General features: G+C 32.1%; 14 protein-coding genes. 6 read left to right on the forward strand and 8 right to left on the reverse strand.

Annotated elements, in window-relative coordinates:
* Window position 1 precedes the first annotated feature (1 nt).
* Window positions 2-2,449 (reverse strand): tetratricopeptide repeat-containing sensor histidine kinase, encoded by a 2,448-nt coding sequence (locus DM444_RS22155; protein WP_111290721.1) that lies wholly within the window; start codon window positions 2,447-2,449, stop codon window positions 2-4.
* 170 nt (window positions 2,450-2,619) lie between these two features.
* Complete coding sequence (locus DM444_RS22160) at window positions 2,620-5,001, reverse strand: outer membrane beta-barrel family protein (protein ID WP_111290723.1); 2,382 nt, start codon at window positions 4,999-5,001, stop codon at window positions 2,620-2,622.
* A 124-nt stretch (window positions 5,002-5,125) separates the two neighbouring features.
* On the opposite strand from DM444_RS22160, the gene DM444_RS22165 reads away from it, so the two are divergent.
* The 5 genes from DM444_RS22165 (at window position 5,126) to DM444_RS22185 (ending at window position 10,347) form a co-directional block, all read left to right on the forward strand.
* Window positions 5,126-6,766: a histidine kinase gene (locus DM444_RS22165; protein WP_239455771.1), complete on the forward strand. Its 1,641-nt coding sequence runs from the start codon at window positions 5,126-5,128 to the stop codon at window positions 6,764-6,766.
* Window positions 6,766-7,461 carry a LytR/AlgR family response regulator transcription factor gene (locus DM444_RS22170; RefSeq protein ID WP_111290727.1) on the forward strand — a complete coding sequence of 232 codons (696 nt, stop codon included), beginning with the start codon at window positions 6,766-6,768 and terminating at the stop codon, window positions 7,459-7,461. The genes DM444_RS22165 and DM444_RS22170 overlap by 1 nt, the downstream gene beginning before the upstream one ends.
* Window positions 7,462-7,530: 69 nt before the next feature.
* On the forward strand, window positions 7,531-8,109 hold the full coding sequence (locus DM444_RS22175) for a Crp/Fnr family transcriptional regulator (protein ID WP_111290729.1): 579 nt from the start codon (window positions 7,531-7,533) through the stop codon (window positions 8,107-8,109).
* A 163-nt stretch (window positions 8,110-8,272) separates the two neighbouring features.
* Window positions 8,273-9,130 (forward strand): SDR family oxidoreductase, encoded by an 858-nt coding sequence (locus DM444_RS22180; RefSeq protein ID WP_111290731.1) that lies wholly within the window; start codon window positions 8,273-8,275, stop codon window positions 9,128-9,130.
* Window positions 9,131-9,339: 209 nt separating this feature from the next.
* Window positions 9,340-10,347, forward strand: coding sequence for a VOC family protein (locus DM444_RS22185; RefSeq protein ID WP_111290733.1), 1,008 nt, complete (start codon window positions 9,340-9,342; stop codon window positions 10,345-10,347).
* A 61-nt stretch (window positions 10,348-10,408) separates the two neighbouring features.
* On the opposite strand, the gene DM444_RS22190 is transcribed toward DM444_RS22185, so the two are convergent.
* The 6 genes from DM444_RS22190 to DM444_RS22215 all read right to left on the reverse strand — a co-directional run bounded on the left by DM444_RS22190 (window position 10,409) and on the right by DM444_RS22215 (window position 16,550).
* The gene (locus DM444_RS22190) at window positions 10,409-11,200 is read right to left on the reverse strand and encodes an SDR family NAD(P)-dependent oxidoreductase (RefSeq protein WP_111290735.1); all 792 of its coding nucleotides are present in this window, start codon (window positions 11,198-11,200) and stop codon (window positions 10,409-10,411) included.
* A gap of 51 nt (window positions 11,201-11,251) precedes the next feature.
* Window positions 11,252-11,833 carry a TetR/AcrR family transcriptional regulator gene (locus tag DM444_RS22195; protein ID WP_111290737.1) on the reverse strand — a complete coding sequence of 194 codons (582 nt, stop codon included), beginning with the start codon at window positions 11,831-11,833 and terminating at the stop codon, window positions 11,252-11,254.
* Between the two features lie 127 nt (window positions 11,834-11,960).
* Entirely contained in the window at window positions 11,961-12,860 is a 900-nt protein-coding gene (locus tag DM444_RS22200) for a helix-turn-helix domain-containing protein (protein ID WP_111290739.1), read from the reverse strand.
* An 18-nt stretch (window positions 12,861-12,878) separates the two neighbouring features.
* Window positions 12,879-13,877 carry an aldo/keto reductase gene (locus tag DM444_RS22205; protein WP_111290741.1) on the reverse strand — a complete coding sequence of 333 codons (999 nt, stop codon included), beginning with the start codon at window positions 13,875-13,877 and terminating at the stop codon, window positions 12,879-12,881.
* Between the two features lie 202 nt (window positions 13,878-14,079).
* Window positions 14,080-15,369: a hypothetical protein gene (locus DM444_RS22210; protein WP_111291206.1), complete on the reverse strand. Its 1,290-nt coding sequence runs from the start codon at window positions 15,367-15,369 to the stop codon at window positions 14,080-14,082.
* Between the two features lie 443 nt (window positions 15,370-15,812).
* Window positions 15,813-16,550, reverse strand: coding sequence for a DUF3667 domain-containing protein (locus tag DM444_RS22215; RefSeq protein ID WP_111290743.1), 738 nt, complete (start codon window positions 16,548-16,550; stop codon window positions 15,813-15,815).
* Window positions 16,551-16,809: 259 nt separating this feature from the next.
* Between DM444_RS22215 and DM444_RS24050 the strand changes: the two genes are divergently transcribed.
* Window positions 16,810-17,802 (forward strand): GNAT family N-acetyltransferase, encoded by a 993-nt coding sequence (locus DM444_RS24050; protein ID WP_111290745.1) that lies wholly within the window; start codon window positions 16,810-16,812, stop codon window positions 17,800-17,802.
* Window positions 17,803-17,872 lie beyond the last annotated feature (70 nt).

A 17,872-nucleotide genomic window follows, 5' to 3' on the forward strand; every position in this document is an offset into this window, starting at 1 on the left:
ATCAAGTATTTAGATATATAAATTTAATTATTATATGTACGCCGTTATTATTTTCGATGCTAAAACTGCCTTTTAATTGTTTGGTAAGACCTTTTATAAGGTTAATTCCCAGAGAATTAGTGTCATTTTTATTCGTAAAAGCAGGCAGACCTATTCCGTTGTCTGATATTTTAAGGACAATAGAATCATTATCTTCTTGAAACAAACTGATTTCTATAATTCCATTTTGCTTTTCTAAAAAGGCATATTTTATAGCATTTACGACACTTTCGGTAATGATCAATCCCAGTGGAATCGCTTGTGAAACGTGAAGATTGATTGCTTGGATGTTCTTTTTAAAAGTGATCTGATTTTCATTGTCAAAACTTTCATGTAAATAATGAACGAGTTCGTCAATGTACTGAGGCATGGCAATAGTCGAAATATTATCGTCATGATACAATTTCTGATGAATCATGGACACGGCTTGCATTCTTCGAAGACTATCTTTAACGGCCATTTTAGCATCGCTGTCTTTCAGATAAGCAGATTGTGAATTCAGCAGACTTGTAACCATTTGCAGGTTATTTTTAACTCGATGATGCACTTCTTTAATAAGCCATTCTTTTTCTTTTAATAACTTTTGCTGTTCATCATTTAGGTTTTCTAAAAAGCTATTTTTTTGATCTAATTCAAGTTGATTAGCTTTGAGCTTGCGATTGTTTTTTTGTTTGATGATATAGCTGTAAAGGAGAAGACAGACAATCACAATTAATAATAAGGCGCCAACTAAAAGAATGTTCTTTTCTCTTTCAGTTTCCCGAGATTGAACAAGCTGCAACTGATTTTGGGTATTTAATAATTTAATGTTTTTGTCTTTCTTATCAGTTTCATATTTAATTAATAATTCGGCAAACTTTTTTTTCTGTTCTTCATTAAAAGAGGAGTCTTTATATTTCTGGCTTAAAAGCAGATTTTTAATGGCATCATTGTATTTTTTTTCAACAGAATCAATTTTAAAAAGGTTGTAGTAATACTCGCTTTTTTCTGCAACACCTATTTCAAAAGTATGCGAAATTCCATTTTTTAAAAGTTGTCTGGCTTTATAGGTTTTTCCTATATTTTGGTAAAAAGAAGCGATTTGAAAAAAGGCGGCAGGAAATTCATCATGAACATATTGAAGTGGATAATTCTTGGCTATATTTTGAAAGATAGAATAGTTTTTTTCTGCTAAGTCCATCTTTTTTAAACTTGCATAGGTTTCTCCTAATATGAAGGCAAAGTGCATTTTCTCAAAATCAGTAACAGGAGGGAATTCGCTTTCTGTTTTTTTAAGTAGAGTCAAGGCCTCATTACTTCGATGCAGTTTATTGAAGACCCAAGCTTTAGAAAGAAATGCTTTGTACCAATAAAGTTTGGTTTCTCGGGTTTTATTTTCCGAAGCTTTAGTGTACCAAAAGAGCGCTTCCTGGCTCTTTCCGTTGTGCTGATATAGTTGTCCTCTTCTCAAGAAAAACAGACCTTTGAAAATAGAATCTTCTTTGGAATGCATGCTTTCAATGCTTTTGTTGGAATAATACAAGGCCTTAACCAAATCTCCTTTTCGATAAGATAAATAGGAGAGTACATCAAAAGCATATTGATTGTGATAGTATTTTATTTCTTTTTGAAGTTGTAATATTTTATAAATCAGTTTCTGCGAGTCATCATAACGTCTGGCAATAAAATATTCGATGTTTATTTGAGACAAGGTTTCGATTTCCTTTTCTTTTTCCTTCAGATTCTGAAATATAGAAAGTGCTTTTTGAAAATAAACCAGTCTCTTTGGATTGCCATATTGTAAAGTTTTTCCAGCTTCTAAAAGTGCTCTGGCTAGATCCAGATTATTTTCAGATTGTTTGCAGTGTTTTTCAATTTCTGCATATAATTTTTGACTTGCATCTGTATTTCCTCTTTGATTAAGCAAATTGGCTTTTAACATCAAGGCTCCAATTTTCCATTTATCCCATTTTTTCTGCTGTAAAATTTCTTCTAGATATTTTTCGGCTTTGTCAAGATCTGTTTTTTGCGCACCAGATTTAAAAATGAAATAATTGCTCAGTTCAAGAAGCATTAAAAAACGGTTTTCTCCTTTTAGTTTTGGAAGTAAATTTTTGGCTTGATTTACTTTATCTTCTTCAAGAAGTTTAATTGCAGGAATACTTGTGCCATTGCTATAACTTTCATTATTGGGAATTAAAATACTCAAATTATAAAGTCGGCATGAAGCTCTAACAGCGCTGTCTTTGTCAATTTGTCCTTGGCTAATTGTATGGAGATAATCTGAAGTAATATGAACTAATAGCCTTTGTTTTGCAATATCAGTGTAACCACTTTTATTATACTGTGCGTAGAAGTTTAAGCTACAAAATAGTAAGAGGAAAAGTAATTTTCGGCCTATTGTAAATGGTTGAAAAAGCGTATAATTCATAATATGATACTTTGTTGATTAATTATGGAATTTTACTTTTTAAATCTGCAATAGATTGATAAGTAGCTTATTGTCAAAAATACAATAAAGTATTTAACTGCAAAAACCAAAAAAGGAAATCAATAAAATGTATTAATGCAATGCTTTTTCATAATAAGAGAATTAACATCTCAATTTCTATTAGCATCATTTGCCTGTCTAATTACTTTTGGGTCGGTTAAATTAAAACGATAGACAAAACTCAAGCGATATCTTGCGGCATTTGGAATACTATTTTCTTTAACAATATAATCAGTTCCAGTTGTGACGCTTTTGTTCTGGCGAAGATTAAAAGCATTTGTTACATCAAAAACAATAGTAGCTTTATCTTTCAGCAGTAATTTACTTAATCCGAAATCAATGGATTGTAATGCTTCGTTTGTAGTTTGTGCATTGCGCTTTTCGCTACGAAAATTATAACGTCCTTGAAAACTAAATTTAGATGGAAGTTTGATTTGTGTACTTAAACGTGCAGTAAAGTTATCACTGTCGTAATCAAGATTCTCCTGCATATAATTTCCTTTTTGCTTGAAGTGATAGTAATTCATTTCAGCATTAATCTGAAGCCATTTTAAAGGATTATATAATATCGATAATTCAATTCCGCTCCTTATTTCGTAATCAATATTTATGGGCGTTGTTATAAAAATATCATCTTGGCGATAAGTAAAATCCTGAATATAACCTTTTTCATATTGATAATAAATTGAAGGATTTAAAGTGAATGTTTTCCATGTTTTAAGAAACGCCATTTCAAATGCATCTGTATAAGAAGGGTTTAAGTCAGGATTTCCAATATATTGTGCATTTAAATCTGTGACTTCATTGAATGGATATAAAGCATATAAAGACGGACGTCTAATGCGTTTGCTGTAGTTTAATTGTAAAGTCGAAGCATCAAACTTATAATTTAGATTGACAGTCGGAAAGAGTTTATTATAGTTTTTTTTATCGTTATAAGTGTTTTCGAAATCTTTAATCGAAATAGCTGTAAACTCTGTTCTCAGTCCAAGCATATAGCTAAATTTCTTGATTTTGCTGCTAAATTGCGTGTAAGCGCCTGTTATGGTTTCATCATAATTTAAGTCATTATCAATATTCTGATAAATGACCCAATTATTGTCCTTTTGTTCTTCTGCAAGATAATCACTAGAAACAGTCCGAATTTCAGTTTTTATTCCGAATTCTAAAACCGAAATACTGTCAATAGGCTGTATAAAATCAGTTTTAGCAAGGAAATCTTTGCTGTTTCCTACTGAGCTTGTTCTAATGCCAGGAAGAGCCATTGCTTCAGGAAGCAGCTTTTGTGTCGAAAGATCCCATTTTTTATCACTGTTCCACCAATCGTATTGTATATCAATCGTCCATTTTTTTGCTTTCTGTTTGAATGTCCGAGTATAATTAAATTCAAACTGACTATAATCACGTTTTTCCAATGATTTTCCATGTCTTGTCAAAAGGCTGTCAGGCGTTGTATTTCCTAAATCGTTATCATAATTGTATTGCAAATTGGTTTTATCATTATCATGTGTTGCATTCTTTAAAAAAGCAGTTGTTATAGTCTGATGTTCATTAATAAAATAATCAGCGCCTATATAAAGCAATTTTCCATCGTCGTGACGGTCTTCATTTTGTACACGATTCATGTAATTTGGAGAAGTTGTACTATTAGTTAACTGATTTGTAGTGTATAAACCTTCATAATCGCTAGAACGTATGCTAAAATTGGAAAAAACATTGATTTTATTTGATTTATAATTAATGCTCGGATTAAGACGACTATCATTTGGCGAACCACCTACCAATCGGACTTGACCGCTAAAACCGCTTTTTTTATTCTTTTTTAATATGATATTAATAATTCCCGCAGAACCCGCAGCATCATATCTTGACGAAGGATTGGTAATAACTTCTATTCTTTCAATTTGATCGGCTGCAATTTGGTCAAGTGCATTACTTTGGGTAAGACCAGATTGTCTCCCATTAATTAGTATCAAAACATTGCTATTTCCTCTAAGGCTTATTGTTCCAGATGGATCGACAGCGACTGATGGAACGCCATTAAGTACATCATGAGCAGAGCCATTTTGCGACAAGACATCTTTCCCAACTTCAAAAACCTTTTTATCGAGCTTTAAACTAATATTGGATTTTTGCCCATTTATTTCAACCGATTTTAATTGAACAGCATCGGCATTTAAACCAATTGTTCCTAATTCAATTCTAGGTTTTCCAGATATAATTTCTAATGCATGTGTATAATTTTGATAGCCAATATAACTAAATGAAATATTCAGTTTCCCTGTTAAAACGCCTTCCAAAGTAAAAACACCATGCTCATTGGTCACACCTGTCATTACTATTTTTGAGGTACTATCTTGTATTGCGACGGTTACATATTGCAATGCTTCTTTTGTTATATTATCCTGAACCTTGCCTGAAATTATGGTTTGCTGAGCAATTCCTAGAAAAGGAATAAATAAAAGTAAAAAACTGATTATTAAGCGTTTCATGTTGATTGATTTTGTAGTACAAGATTAACAGATAAAACAAAATGCCATTCTTGAAAACATTCAAACGGCTCTATAAGCTTCTCAAATGCATTTTTCGATTAGATATTTATTTTATCTTTATCTCATGTATAAATCCTACTTTTTTGCAGTTTTGTTTCTTCTAATGTTTACCTCGTGTAAGTATTACAAAGAATACGTTACAACTGATGTGACCTACGATGTTGACTATGATCATGAACTGAATGATTGGCATATGCCCGATAGTTCCAGTTTTAAATTTCAAACAGAAGTTGTGATACAGAAACGTAAAAATCATTCTGAATCTTTAGGGCTTCAGATTAATGCTTTTGGTGCTTTTGATGTGTATTGGGACGGAGTTTTAGTTGGAAAGAATGGTCAAATGGCAAAATCGGGTCAGTCTGAAATACCTGGAACAGAAACATCATACTACCAAATACCAAAGAAATTATCTAATCTCGGAAAACATAATGTTACTTTAATTGGTACACAGACTTACAACAAAGAAGCAAAACGCGGTATTGATGTAAAACTTAAAAGTTATCTTCAGCTTCATCGTTCGCCACTTATCGTAGTATCTTTTATGAATCTTATGGCTGGCGCTTTCTTGATCGCAGCTATTTATTATTTCTTTTTGTATATAAATAGTGCTCGAAAAGAACTAGCAGTTTTCCTTTTCGGAATCATTTGTCTTCTTTTCTTCTTTCTGCTAATTATCGAATATGTCAAGTATTATTTAGATATTCCTTATAATCAGTTTTATACCCGTTTAAAGATTATTGGCTGGCTCACTTTTGCTATTTCAATGCTTGTGCCGTGGTATTTTATGCTGCAGTTTGAATTTAAAAGAAAGAAACTGTTTCTAGCTCTTTTGTTTATTGTTCTTTTAGCAGTTTATATTGGGTATTATGGGCATTTTGATATTTCTGCAGCTTATTTCACTATTACAGCCCGTTTTTTTTCTATCGTAATTGCTATTGATGCCGCAATCAGGAAAACAAAAGGCGGACTTATTGTCGCAGCGGGTTTGCTGGCAGGCGTGGTTGTTAATTATTTTATGTTTTATGATTTCGGATTGTTTATTGCTTTTACCATTTTAGTGCTTTGTATGCTTTATCTTCATACCATTCGAGCAAAAGCAATGGAAGAAGCTCATAATGCATCATTGCTGCTTTCTTCAAGGTTGCAATTGGAATTAATCAAAAAAAATATTCAACCGCATTTTCTTCGAAATACTTTAACTTCATTAATAGATTGGATTGAAGAATCCCCAAAAGAAGGCGTTGTTTTTATTCGGGCTCTTGCCGAAGAATTTGATATAATGAATGATATTGCAGAAGATACGCTTATCCCAATCAGACAAGAAATTGATTTATGCCGAAGACATTTGGAAGTGATGTCTTTTCGTAAAGAGATTTGTTATGAATGGCAAGAAGAAGGGATTGATGAAAATGAAACAATTCCGCCAGCAATTTTTCATACAATTATAGAAAATGGAATTACGCACAGTTTTCCTCCAAATGAGGGTTGTATTATTTTCTATTTAAAATTTACCAAAGAAAAACAGTTTAAGGAATATACCTTACTGACTTTTGCCAAAAACAGACAAGCCAAAAAAGAAAAGCGAATAGGAACAGGTTTTAAATATATTGAAGCCAGATTAACCGAAAGTTATGGAACAAATTGGTCTTTCGATTCTCATTCTGTAGAAAAAGGGTGGGAGACAACCATTAAAATTTTTGATTGATGAAGATACTAATAATTGAAGACGAAGCGCGTATTGCCAAAAGAATTGAAAGAATGACTCGTGATTTCTTTGATAAAGAGGTTCAGATTCTGCTTTGTGATTCACTTGAAAATGGACTTTTGGCTATCGAACAGAATTCAATTGATCTCCTGCTCTTAGATCTAAATCTAAACGGAGAAGATGGTTTTGAGATTCTGCAAACTTTTGTAGCTGGCCCATTCCAGACCATTATTATTTCTGCTTATACAGATAAAGCTATTACAGCGTTTAATTATGGCGTTCTGGATTTTGTGCCAAAGCCTTTCGATCAAAACAGATTGGCGCAGGCTTTTACACGTTATGCCACATCTGGAAAACAATCTGGAAATAATTTACGGTTTTTAGCAGTAAGGAAAGCAAAGACTTTCAGACTCGTGCCAATTAATGAAATTATATATATAAAAGGAGCAGGAATTTATACAGAATTGCATTTGTCAAATGGTAAAATAGAATTGCATGATAAATCACTTGAAGCATTAGAAAAACTGCTTCCAGAAACATTTGAAAGAATACATAAATCATATATTCTTTGTTGGGATCGCGCAGATAAAATTGTTGTGGAAGCAGGAGGAAAATATAGCATACAACTAAAAAGCGGAGAGTTACTACCAATTGGCCGAAGTAAATACAAGGAAATAAAAGACAAACTCTTATAATATTCTTTAACGAACGACTGCTTAATATTTATTTGTCGATCAAATACCTTTTATATAATTTTACATTCTATGTATGAAATATTCCAAAAGTATCTAGAAGAAAAAACGGAACTGACCCAAGCAGAATCAGAACGTATACAATCATTTGCTATTATTAAAAAGCTTCGTAAAAGACAATATCTTCTTCAAGAAGGAGATGTTTGGAAATACGATGCTTTTATCACACAAGGCTGTGTTCGCACCTATACTGTCGATGAAAAGGGAAGTGAGCATGTAAACAGTTTCAGTATTGAAAATTGGTGGACGGGAGATCGCGAAAGCTTGATGATGCAACAGCCGTCGCGTTTTAATATCGATGCTATTGAAGATACAGAGCTTGTACTTTTTACCCATGAAAATTTTGAATTGCTTTGCAAAGAAATTCCAGCTTTCAATAATATGGTTAATACTATTTTGCAAAGAAGCTTTATAGCTGCGCAAAATAGAATTCAAGCTTCATTAACTTTAACCGCAGAAGAAAAGTATTTGAACTTTGTAAATAAATATCCAGGATTTGCTTCTCGAATTCCTCAGGCTATGATTGCCTCATATTTAGGCATGACACCAGAAACACTAAGCCGTATTCGAAAACAAACGGCAAAGAAATAAATATACTAGGAGCTTTTAAAGCTCCTTTTTTTATGCCTTCTTCAAACTCTTGATCTATATCAAGTTTTTACTTATTTCTAATCAATGTACAGGTTTTGCATTCGTCGCAACTTTGTAATGTTCAAAAGAAACAAACATTATAAACATTTAAAATTTAGAAATCATGTCAAAAACAATTTTTATTACAGGAACAAGTACAGGCTTTGGAAAACTAACAGCTGTAACATTAGCTAACGCAGGTCATTCAGTAATCGCAGGAATGCGCAACACAAATGATAAAAATGCCGCAGCAGCGAAAGAACTAGAAGCAATAGAAAACATTGAAGTAGTAGATATCGATGTTACAGATGATGCATCAGTTAATAAAGCAATCGAAAAAGTAATCACTAAATACGGAAAAATTGATGTATTGATTAACAATGCAGCTGTAAGCGGTTTTGGTCTTCTTGAAGGTTATTCTATCGATCAGGTTCGCAAAATGTTCGATGTAAACGTATACAGTGTATTACGTATGTATCAGGCAGTACTTCCTTCTATGAGAAAAGAAAGAAACGGACTTGTTATTAACATTACAACAGGAGCAAGCGGACATACACTTCCTTTTATGGTTCCATATATAGCATCAAAATTAGTAGTTGAAAGTTTTACAGAAGGATTGCAAGATGAACTTGCAGATTACGGAATTGAAAACGTAAGTATTCAGCCGGGAGTTTATCCAACAGAAATGAACAACGGATCTAAAGCTGGTATTCATGCTGATAAAACAGAAATTATAGAGGAATATGGAGAATCAGCAACAGAAAAATTCAATGCATTAGGAACAGCATTATTCGGGAAAATGGCTCAGTTTGATATGAATCCGCAAACTATTGCTGATGGTATTTTGGAATTGGTAAGTATGAAGAAAGGGGAGAGACCGCTTCGTTTTCCGCTTGACGCCATTGCTCAAGGAACTGATAAGGAATTTATAGAAGCGCGTGCTAATATTAAAGCAAAATGGGTAGCTGCTTACACAAATTAATTTTCTTTTTTAAACACATTCGTAATTGAACAAAATTTAAGTTTTAATACATAGAAACATAGGTACTTTATCTAAAAAAAGAAGGCAAAGAGAAAAATTTTTCTCCCACATAGTGTGCTATGTGCATTTAAACTAGTAAAACGCCTTTTTTAAGTTTACAAAATCTATGTTTCTATGTGTTAAAGAATCTATTAAACATTTATATAATCATGAAAACAACTCATAAAAAATCAAACAAAAAATTACAGACTTCAGCAGCAGCAATGCTTAACGTATTAATACTTTTTTCTGCTTCAGAAAAAACAGTCGCACAAACTAGTGCGGGAATTGTTGGAATCGATCATGTTGGAATTAATGTTCCAGATCTAAAAAAAGCAGTTACATTTTTTAATGATGTACTCGGTTTTACGCCAGTAACACAATTAGGGCCAATTCCGCTTGACGTCGAATGGAAAAAATTGAATCATATTAATCCTGAAACAGGAGCCGTTACTATCAAAATGATAAACGCAGGAAACGGAGCAAGTATAGAAGTATTTGAATATGCAGACAATAAAGGAAGTAAAACACATCCAAATACCGATGATATTGGAGCATCACATATTGCTTTTTATGTGAATGATATTCATGCAGCGGTAAAATATTTAAAAAGTAAAGATGTCAAAATAATAGGAGAACCTTTTACAATGCCTTCTGGAGATACAGCGGGTGAATCATGGGTTTATTTTGAAACACCTTGGGGTTCTAAAATGGAATTGGTTTCTTATCCAAACGGGAAAGGATATGAAAAATCACATCCCAAAACAATATTATGGTCTCCAAAAAATACAGAAGTGAAAAAAGTTTCTGCTGATGATTTCGATGCTAAAAAGAATACTTTAATAGTTGAAAATCATCTTAAAATTTGGAATGAAAAAGACGAAACAAAACGTAAAGTTTTATTAAATCAAGTTTATGCGTCTAATGTTGAAATGGTCGATCGTCATTTTATTGCTGAAGGAATTGAAGATATTAGTAAGTTTATTGTAGAATTACAGACTAAAAACCCTGATTTTAAGTTTACTCCAAAATCAGTTGAAACCAATCATAATATAGTTCGATTGTACTGGCAGTTTGGTTCAAAAGAAAAACCTTCTGTAGTAAGCGGAATGGATTTGTTTGTAATTGAAAATGGAAAAGTACAGAAACTATATGTTTTTGTGGATCAAAAAGAATAAGTTTTGAGCGACTTCAAAAGTTTTAAAAAGCCAGAAATAATTTCTGGCTTTTTAAATTGTATTAAATAGTTTTTAAAACACCTCCGTCTGCTCTTAGTGAAGCTCCATTTGTAGCTATAGAAAGAGGGCTTGAAAGATAAGTTGCCAATGAAGCAATCTCAGATGGTTCGATAAAGCGCTGCAGCAAAGAATGCGGATTTGTTTGTTGTACAATTATGCTTTTCATTTGTTCAACTTCTAAATTTTGCATTGTAGCAATCTGTTCGATTGCAGATGCGACACCATCAGAATACGTTGGCCCGCCTAAGATTGTATTTACCGTAACTTCAGTTCCAATTGTTAGTTTAGATAAACCATTGCTTACAGCTGTCATCGCAGCTTTAGTCATTCCGTAATGAATCATATTTCCTGGAATGTTTACTCCTGATTCACTGCTTATAAAAATGATTCGCCCTGTTTTTTTCTCTAGCATTTGTGGCAAAAGTTTCTTCGAAAGTCGGATCGCACTCATGACATTGATTTCAAAAATTTTGTACCAATCTTCATCAGCCAGATCTTCAAAGTTTTTCAAATCAAAAACGCCAACATTATTGATCAAAATATCAATGTTAGTTAATTTATTTAGGAACGCATCTATTTCATCTTTCTTTCCAAAATCAGCATTAATTCCGGAAACTTTGGCGTTAGGAAATTCAGCTTGTAATTTTTGAACTGCTGTTTTTGTTTTTTCTTCATTTCTTCCATTAATAACAACTTCTGCTTTTTCAGCCAATAATTGTTGTGCAATTGCAAAACCAATTCCCTGTGTTGAACCGCTTATAAAAGCTTTTTTTCCTTCTAATTTTAAATCCATTTTTTATTATATTTATTTTTGTAATGATCGATACATAAATAATCAAAAAAATTAGCTGATAACAGCTAATTGCATTTCAATTTGATCTTTTAAGACATTTTTATCAGGATACATTCTTCGTAATGTATTGAGTCCGCACCAAAATGTGATGAGGTATTTACCTAAAATTTCGGGAGAAGTCTGTGTTTTTATATTTCCTTTTTGCTGTTCCTTTTTTATAACTTCTGTGAACATTTGCTCCACTTCCTTCAAAATTTGGACAGCACTATTTTCAAGATCTTCATCAATAAAAGTCATTTCAACGACAGTATTGGCAATGATGCAACCTTTTAAATGCTCGTTTGAATTTGCTTCTGCAATACTTCTAAAAAAATCTTTGATTAATTCTAAAGGTGAATTACTTTTATTAAGTTCATTTTTAAATTCATCAAATGCCAGTCTGCGTTCTTGAACCGCTTTCTGGAAAACTTCTTTTTTACCACCTTTAAAAGTGTTGTAAAAACTTCCAGCGCCTGCGCCAGTTGCTTTTTGTAAATCGCTTAATGAGGTTGCGCTGTAACCTTTCTGCCAAAAAACTTCCTGAGCTTTTTTTATAATATTAGAATCTTCGTAGATGGTTGGTCTTCCTCGCATTTTTAATTTTGTAATGATTGGTACAAAAATAAACAAAAAATAAGTTTTAGACCAAATTTTAACTGAAATTTATAAAAGGAAGTATTAAGCTGTTGATTTAAAGAATGATATATTTAGCAGTTAAATCTCAATTATTTCTGATTTTTTCACGAAATTCTAAAGGAGCCATTTGGGTTCTTTTTTTAAACAATGTACTAAATGATTGAGGATGTTCAAAACCAAGATCATAAGCAATTTCGCTTACAGAAAGTTCAGTTGCTGATAGTTTTTCTTTGGCTTTATTGATTAGTTTTTCATAGATATGCTGTTTGGTGTTTCTACCCGTATGTATTTTCAGAAAATCACTGAGGTAATTTGGTGAAAGATTCATAGCTTCGGCAATTAGGCCAACAGTTAAAAGACCTTTTTCTGCAGCACTATCAGCATAATAATCATTGATAAACTTTTCGAATTTTGCAAGTAGTGTATGGCTATTGTTTTTACGTGTTATAAACTGTCTTTCATAGAAACGGCTTGAATAGTTTAATAACAAATCAATCTGTGATAATATGATTTCCTGCGTATGTCTATCGATATGCTGGCATTCTTTGTCAATTCGCTCCATTATCTCAATTAGATATTTTTCTTCCTGTGATGATAAATGGAGTGCTTCATTTGCAGCGTACGAGAAAAAACCAAAATCAAATATTCTTTGCGCTAGAGGATGTTTTAAGATAAAATCTTCGTGAAATATTAGCAAATAACCTGCTCCGCATTCCATTTGATGAAAATCCAAATACTGCACCTGATTAGGTGCAGTAAAACTTAAAACGCCTTTGTCATAATCATAATGGCCTTGACCGTATCTAATTTTTCCTTTAACATCTCTTTTTAAAGCAACGCAGTAAAATTTATTAACGAATCCTTTCCAGATTTCATCTTCCAAAAAAATACTTTCAGATAGATTTATAACGCTTACCATTGGATGTTTAGGTTCTGGTAGAGAAAGTAAACGATGAAAAGCTGATACAGATGCTATAGTGTTCATAACAGTGTTTTTTAAAGTTTAGTCCAGAAGTCCCATGCTAAATTCATCATACGGAGCGCCAGTATCTGTTCCCAAAGGTACAATACTTTCTAGTTTTAGAATATCATTCGAACTCAATTCGATATTCGCAGAAGCTATATTTTGTTCAAGATATTTTCTGCGTTTAGTTCCTGGAATAGGAATAATTCCTTTACTCATAATCCACGCGAGAGCCAGCTGAGATGAGGTTGCGTTTTTCTCTTCAGCCATTTTTTCAACCGCTTTTACAAGCTCAATATTTTTATGGAAATAATTTTCTTGAAAGCGTGGAATACCTCTGCGGAAATCATTTTCGGGAAGATCATCAATTGAACGGATTTGACCTGATAAAAAACCGCGACCTAAAGGAGAATAAGCAACAAAACCGATTTCAAGTTCTTTCAGCGTTTTTAATATGCCTCTTTCTTCCACACTTCTTTCAAACAAAGAATACTCACTTTGAATAGCCGTTATAGGATGAATATTGTGGGCTTTTTTTATAGTTTCAGAAGATACTTCAGATAATCCAATATATTTCACTTTTCCTTCCTTAACAAGATCGCTCATAGCATCAACTGTTTCTTCTATCGGAGTATTTTTATCCAGACGATGCATATAATAAAGATCAATATAATCCGTATTCAAATTTTTAAGAGAACGTTCAACTGCTTTTTTGATATACTTTTTGCTTCCATTGATAGCCCAAGTTACTTTTCCGCTGTCGTCGATTTCCCAGCCAAATTTTGTAGCTAAAATATATTTGTCGCGTTCATTTCCAATAGCTTTAGCTATTAGCTGTTCGTTTTTTAAAGGACCATATAAATCTGCTGTGTCCAGAAAATTGCCTCCCATTTCAAGCGAGCGATGAATTGTATAGATTGCTTCCTTTTCATCTGCTTCTCCATACATATTTGCTTCTTCAAAACCTGTCATTCCCATACATCCCAAGCCAATTGGAGGAATGATTAACCCTTGATTTCCTAATTTAATTTGTTTCATTTTTAATAGTTTTATTTGAAATACAAATTTCGAAAGAAAGGGGATGGTTGTAAGTTTGCAGATTACGGAAGGTTGTATTTAAATTACAGAAGTTTAAACGTTATAGTTTTTTATCTTCTTAAATCTGAAATTTGGAAATAAAAAAAGGAAACAGTTGATATCTGTTTCCTTTTTTCATTGTCTTTTATAAAAAGACTTTTATCTATTTACCGCTAGAAGCAGTGATTTTTCCTAATTGAAGTCTGAAGTCAGGTCTTCTTTGATTGTAAACGTCAACAAAAGTTTCTTTGTTATCAGTATTTGAATAAACGTTGAAGAAAACGCTGTTTCCATACCAGTTTTCTAAATCTGAATTGTCGGTTATATTTTCTGTAAAAATGTTACCGCTGCATTGGTTGAAAAACATTTCTTCAAATTTAATTTTCTTTAAATTTTCTGAATTGATTTCAGTTTGACTGTCTATTAATACAGCAGGATTAAAACCTGAAACTACACTTCTTTTTAATTCTAAAGAAGCACTTTCTGCAACATAGATAGCTTCTTTTACTAAACCAGCTTGCATGTCAGCTTTAATATTTTCACTATCATTTAGCATAGTAATATTTGTAGCTGCAACTAAAGTAGATTTTTTAGTAAAGTCAGTATCACTTTTCTTTTCGAATGATTTAACCTCTAAACATCTAGAACCATCTTTATTACTTGATAAGTAAGAAGATCTAACAGCTAAAGAGTTATATAAACGACATTGTACGCCTTGAGTGAATTTAAAGTCATCGTTAATTGATTTGTATGAAACCAATTGAGAAGCATTCACGTCTCCACCGTAGAAAGCAAATGAATCACCTCCAGAGTAGCTTACCATTACATTCTCTAAAATTGTTTTGTTTCCAACTCCTGCAATAGTTAATCCATTAAAAGTATCTGCACCTTTTACTTTTTTACCAGCAAATTCAATTCTAACGAACTTTAAAATTCCTGAATTTCCTGCCGCATTGTTTCCTCCGTATACAGTAAGAGCAGGATCAAGATCCATGTTGTAAGAACCAACGCTTCCAAATTTATTGATAGGAGCATCTCCAAGAACTACTACACCTCCCCAGTCACCAGCTTTTTTCATGCTGCGATTTGAAGTAAATACAATAGGATCAGTTTCTAGACCTTGTGCTATAATCTGAGCTCCTTTTGTAATAACTAGTGTTCCTTTTGATTCAGCATCTCCAATAATTACTGTACCAGGTTCAATAGTTAGAACAGCATTATTAGTTACATATACATTTCCTTGAAGAACGTATACATTTCTTTTCAAAAGTTTAGTATTTTCTTTGATGTTTCCAGCTAAAATTTGATTCGGTTCTTTCGAATCAGCTTTTTGAGGTTTGAATTCTGTCCAGTTGTCTAACCAGTTAGTGTATCCAATAATTCCTTTTTCTTGTTGCGCGTTTACGCCGGCAGCTGTCAGCAGTAAACAAATTAGTAGAGTAATTTTTTTCATAGTCTTGGGGGCTATTAAATTATTATACATTTTTTGACACCTTTGGAACGAAGAATTATTCAAAACAGCTGATTTTGATCTTCGAGAATCGACTTGGATAATTTTAACAATTAAAAATATTCAGAAGTCTATTTCCTGTAGTGTCTTAACAAATTTAACAAAATTAATTCAAGTAAACACTGAATTTCCTGATATTTAACATTTGTTGAGGAATATTTAATGTTGCATATTTTGATTAAAATATGTAAAGGCTTGTTTATTAGTAGTTATAACTGTTTTTTAGGATTATTATTTTTATGAAAAAAAAATAGTTTTCTTAACACACAGTTCAATGATTATGGGAGATTTGGCTTTGTTTTCTAAATGATAGATATAAAAAAAAGCCCATTTCTTCGAAAATGAGCTTTATATGGCGAGACGCTTTTACAAAATATTGTTTGTAATTAATGTAAGTATTTAAGTCCAACAAAATTTAAAAAATTGTTTATCAGTTGTTTTGTCACTAAAAATAAGATAGCAATAACAACAACTCGAATAATTAATTTATACTTTTTTATATCAAAAACTGAAAAGTATTGATAATTGAAAATTATTAAATAGAAAAAAGTCAATACACTTAGAAAAACGTTTACAGCAAGAAGAAACTCTTTGTTTTCAGTAAAAAGCATGAATATTGGAAAAATAAGACTTATTGTTAAGACTCCGCATTGCAAATACAAATTTAGAACTAGATTCTCTGTATAATTTTGTTTGCTTTTTCTAAAGAATAAATAACTAGCAAAAGCGATAATGGGAATGTGTAAGAAGACCGTAAATTTTGAGTAGTTCTTTAATATTTTAAAAAGGCCAGAAGATGCTGTCTGATTAAACAAAGATGCTACTTCAATTTTTCCCCATTTCTGTAGAAAATAACTTATTGTAAGTAAAAGAATTATGGTTGCAAAATAATTGAAATGTTTTGTTCTTTTGCCTTGAACATATTCTCTAATACTGTGTCCAGGCCTTGAAAATAGTTCTTTTATAGTATAGAAAAAGCCTTTGTCAAAGTGAAATATTCCATGAATAAAATCGTGTTTTATTACGTGAGATAAAGAGAATCTATGTGTTGATGCTGCTTGGCTACAATTGCTGCAAAATTTCCCTGCTATTTCTTCATTACAATTTAAACAGTTACTGGTCATTGGTTGATTTTAATATTTTGTCAATTTATGTTAATTCTTTTGTTTTATCTCGTGAATATGGTTGTTTAGTGGCATTTCGTAAAACAGATTCGCGAATGTAGTTAATTTTTTGTATTTATTTTTCAATAAATTTAAGCAGATAACCCAAAAAGAATCATAATGCAAAAAACGCATTAACTAATAAAAAAATAGCATTTTTACGCATAAGTTTTTTATATAGTTTTATCTCTTGAAAAACACAACTACAAACTACTGCAAAATGATAACGACCAAGAACCTTGTAATAAGACCTTATAAACTCGAAGACTCAGAATGCTTTTCTAAGGGTATAACTGACAATCGTGAATATTTGTATGATTACTTTGCTAACATGATAAAAATCAATGATAGCGTGGAGTCAACAAAAAAATATCTGGAGCAGAAAGATCTAGAATGGCAGGAAAATAAAAGCTATGCTTGCGGTATATTTTCAAAAGAAAATAATGAGTTTATTGGGCATATATCTGTTAGAGAAATTGATTGGAGAATTCCTAAAGGCGAACTTGCCTATTTTATTTTCAAGAAACATAACGGTAATAATTACGCCTCTGAAGCATTATCTGCATTCAAAAATTGGTGTTTTGCAAATAAGAAGTTTAATAGACTTTTTATGAAAATCGCTGAAGAAAACACCGCCAGTATTAAAGTCGCCGAACGTTCTGGATTTGTATATGAAGGACTTTTGAAGAAAGATTATAGAAAGAGAGAACAAGACTTAATTGATATGAAAATATACGGATATACCGAAAATCTTGAACTCGTAAGAACAACTTCTCAAAATGCAGATTTTTCAAATTTAATTGTAAAACTAGACGAGAACTTAGCAAGCCGAAATGGTGACATGCAAGAATACTTCAATCAATTTAATAAGGTCGATGCGATTAAGCATGTTGTTATTGCTTATATTAATGGTACAGCAGTGGGTTGTGGTGCGATAAAACAATTTGATAGCGAATCTGCAGAAGTAAAACGCATGTTTGTATTGGAAGAGTATAGGGGAAGAGGAATCGCACATAAAATTTTGAAGGAGCTTGAAAAGTGGGCTTCGGAATTAGATTATGTATCGACTGTTTTAGAAACCAGTAATGTGCAGGTAGAAGCAGTAGCATTGTATGCTAAAAGTGATTACATCATTATTGAAAACTATGGACAATATGCAGGAATAGAAAGTAGCATTTGTTTTAAAAAGGAATTGGAAAACCATAAAAATTAATATCCGCGAAACTTTAATTCACTATTAACTTCAATGCTGTTTTTTTAATAAACAGCATCGAAGTTTTGGT

It is taken from the genome of Flavobacterium ginsenosidimutans, assembly GCF_003254625.1.
GTDB lineage: Bacteria > Bacteroidota > Bacteroidia > Flavobacteriales > Flavobacteriaceae > Flavobacterium > Flavobacterium ginsenosidimutans.

Coding starts and splice junctions, on each gene's coding strand:
- DM444_RS22160 (WP_111290723.1), bottom strand. CDS start 5,001: ATGAAACGCTTAATAATCAGTTTTTTACTTTTATTTATTCCTTTTCTA.
- DM444_RS22190 (WP_111290735.1), bottom strand. CDS start 11,200: ATGGATTTAAAATTAGAAGGAAAAAAAGCTTTTATAAGCGGTTCAACA.
- DM444_RS22200 (WP_111290739.1), bottom strand. CDS start 12,860: ATGAACACTATAGCATCTGTATCAGCTTTTCATCGTTTACTTTCTCTA.
- DM444_RS22205 (WP_111290741.1), bottom strand. CDS start 13,877: ATGAAACAAATTAAATTAGGAAATCAAGGGTTAATCATTCCTCCAATT.
- DM444_RS22215 (WP_111290743.1), bottom strand. CDS start 16,550: ATGACCAGTAACTGTTTAAATTGTAATGAAGAAATAGCAGGGAAATTT.
- DM444_RS24050 (WP_111290745.1), top strand. CDS start 16,810: ATGATAACGACCAAGAACCTTGTAATAAGACCTTATAAACTCGAAGAC.
- DM444_RS22175 (WP_111290729.1), top strand. CDS start 7,531: ATGTATGAAATATTCCAAAAGTATCTAGAAGAAAAAACGGAACTGACC.
- DM444_RS22180 (WP_111290731.1), top strand. CDS start 8,273: ATGTCAAAAACAATTTTTATTACAGGAACAAGTACAGGCTTTGGAAAA.
- DM444_RS22155 (WP_111290721.1), bottom strand. CDS start 2,449: ATGAATTATACGCTTTTTCAACCATTTACAATAGGCCGAAAATTACTT.
- DM444_RS22210 (WP_111291206.1), bottom strand. CDS start 15,369: ATGAAAAAAATTACTCTACTAATTTGTTTACTGCTGACAGCTGCCGGC.
- DM444_RS22195 (WP_111290737.1), bottom strand. CDS start 11,833: ATGCGAGGAAGACCAACCATCTACGAAGATTCTAATATTATAAAAAAA.
- DM444_RS22165 (WP_239455771.1), top strand. CDS start 5,126: ATGTATAAATCCTACTTTTTTGCAGTTTTGTTTCTTCTAATGTTTACC.
- DM444_RS22170 (WP_111290727.1), top strand. CDS start 6,766: ATGAAGATACTAATAATTGAAGACGAAGCGCGTATTGCCAAAAGAATT.
- DM444_RS22185 (WP_111290733.1), top strand. CDS start 9,340: ATGAAAACAACTCATAAAAAATCAAACAAAAAATTACAGACTTCAGCA.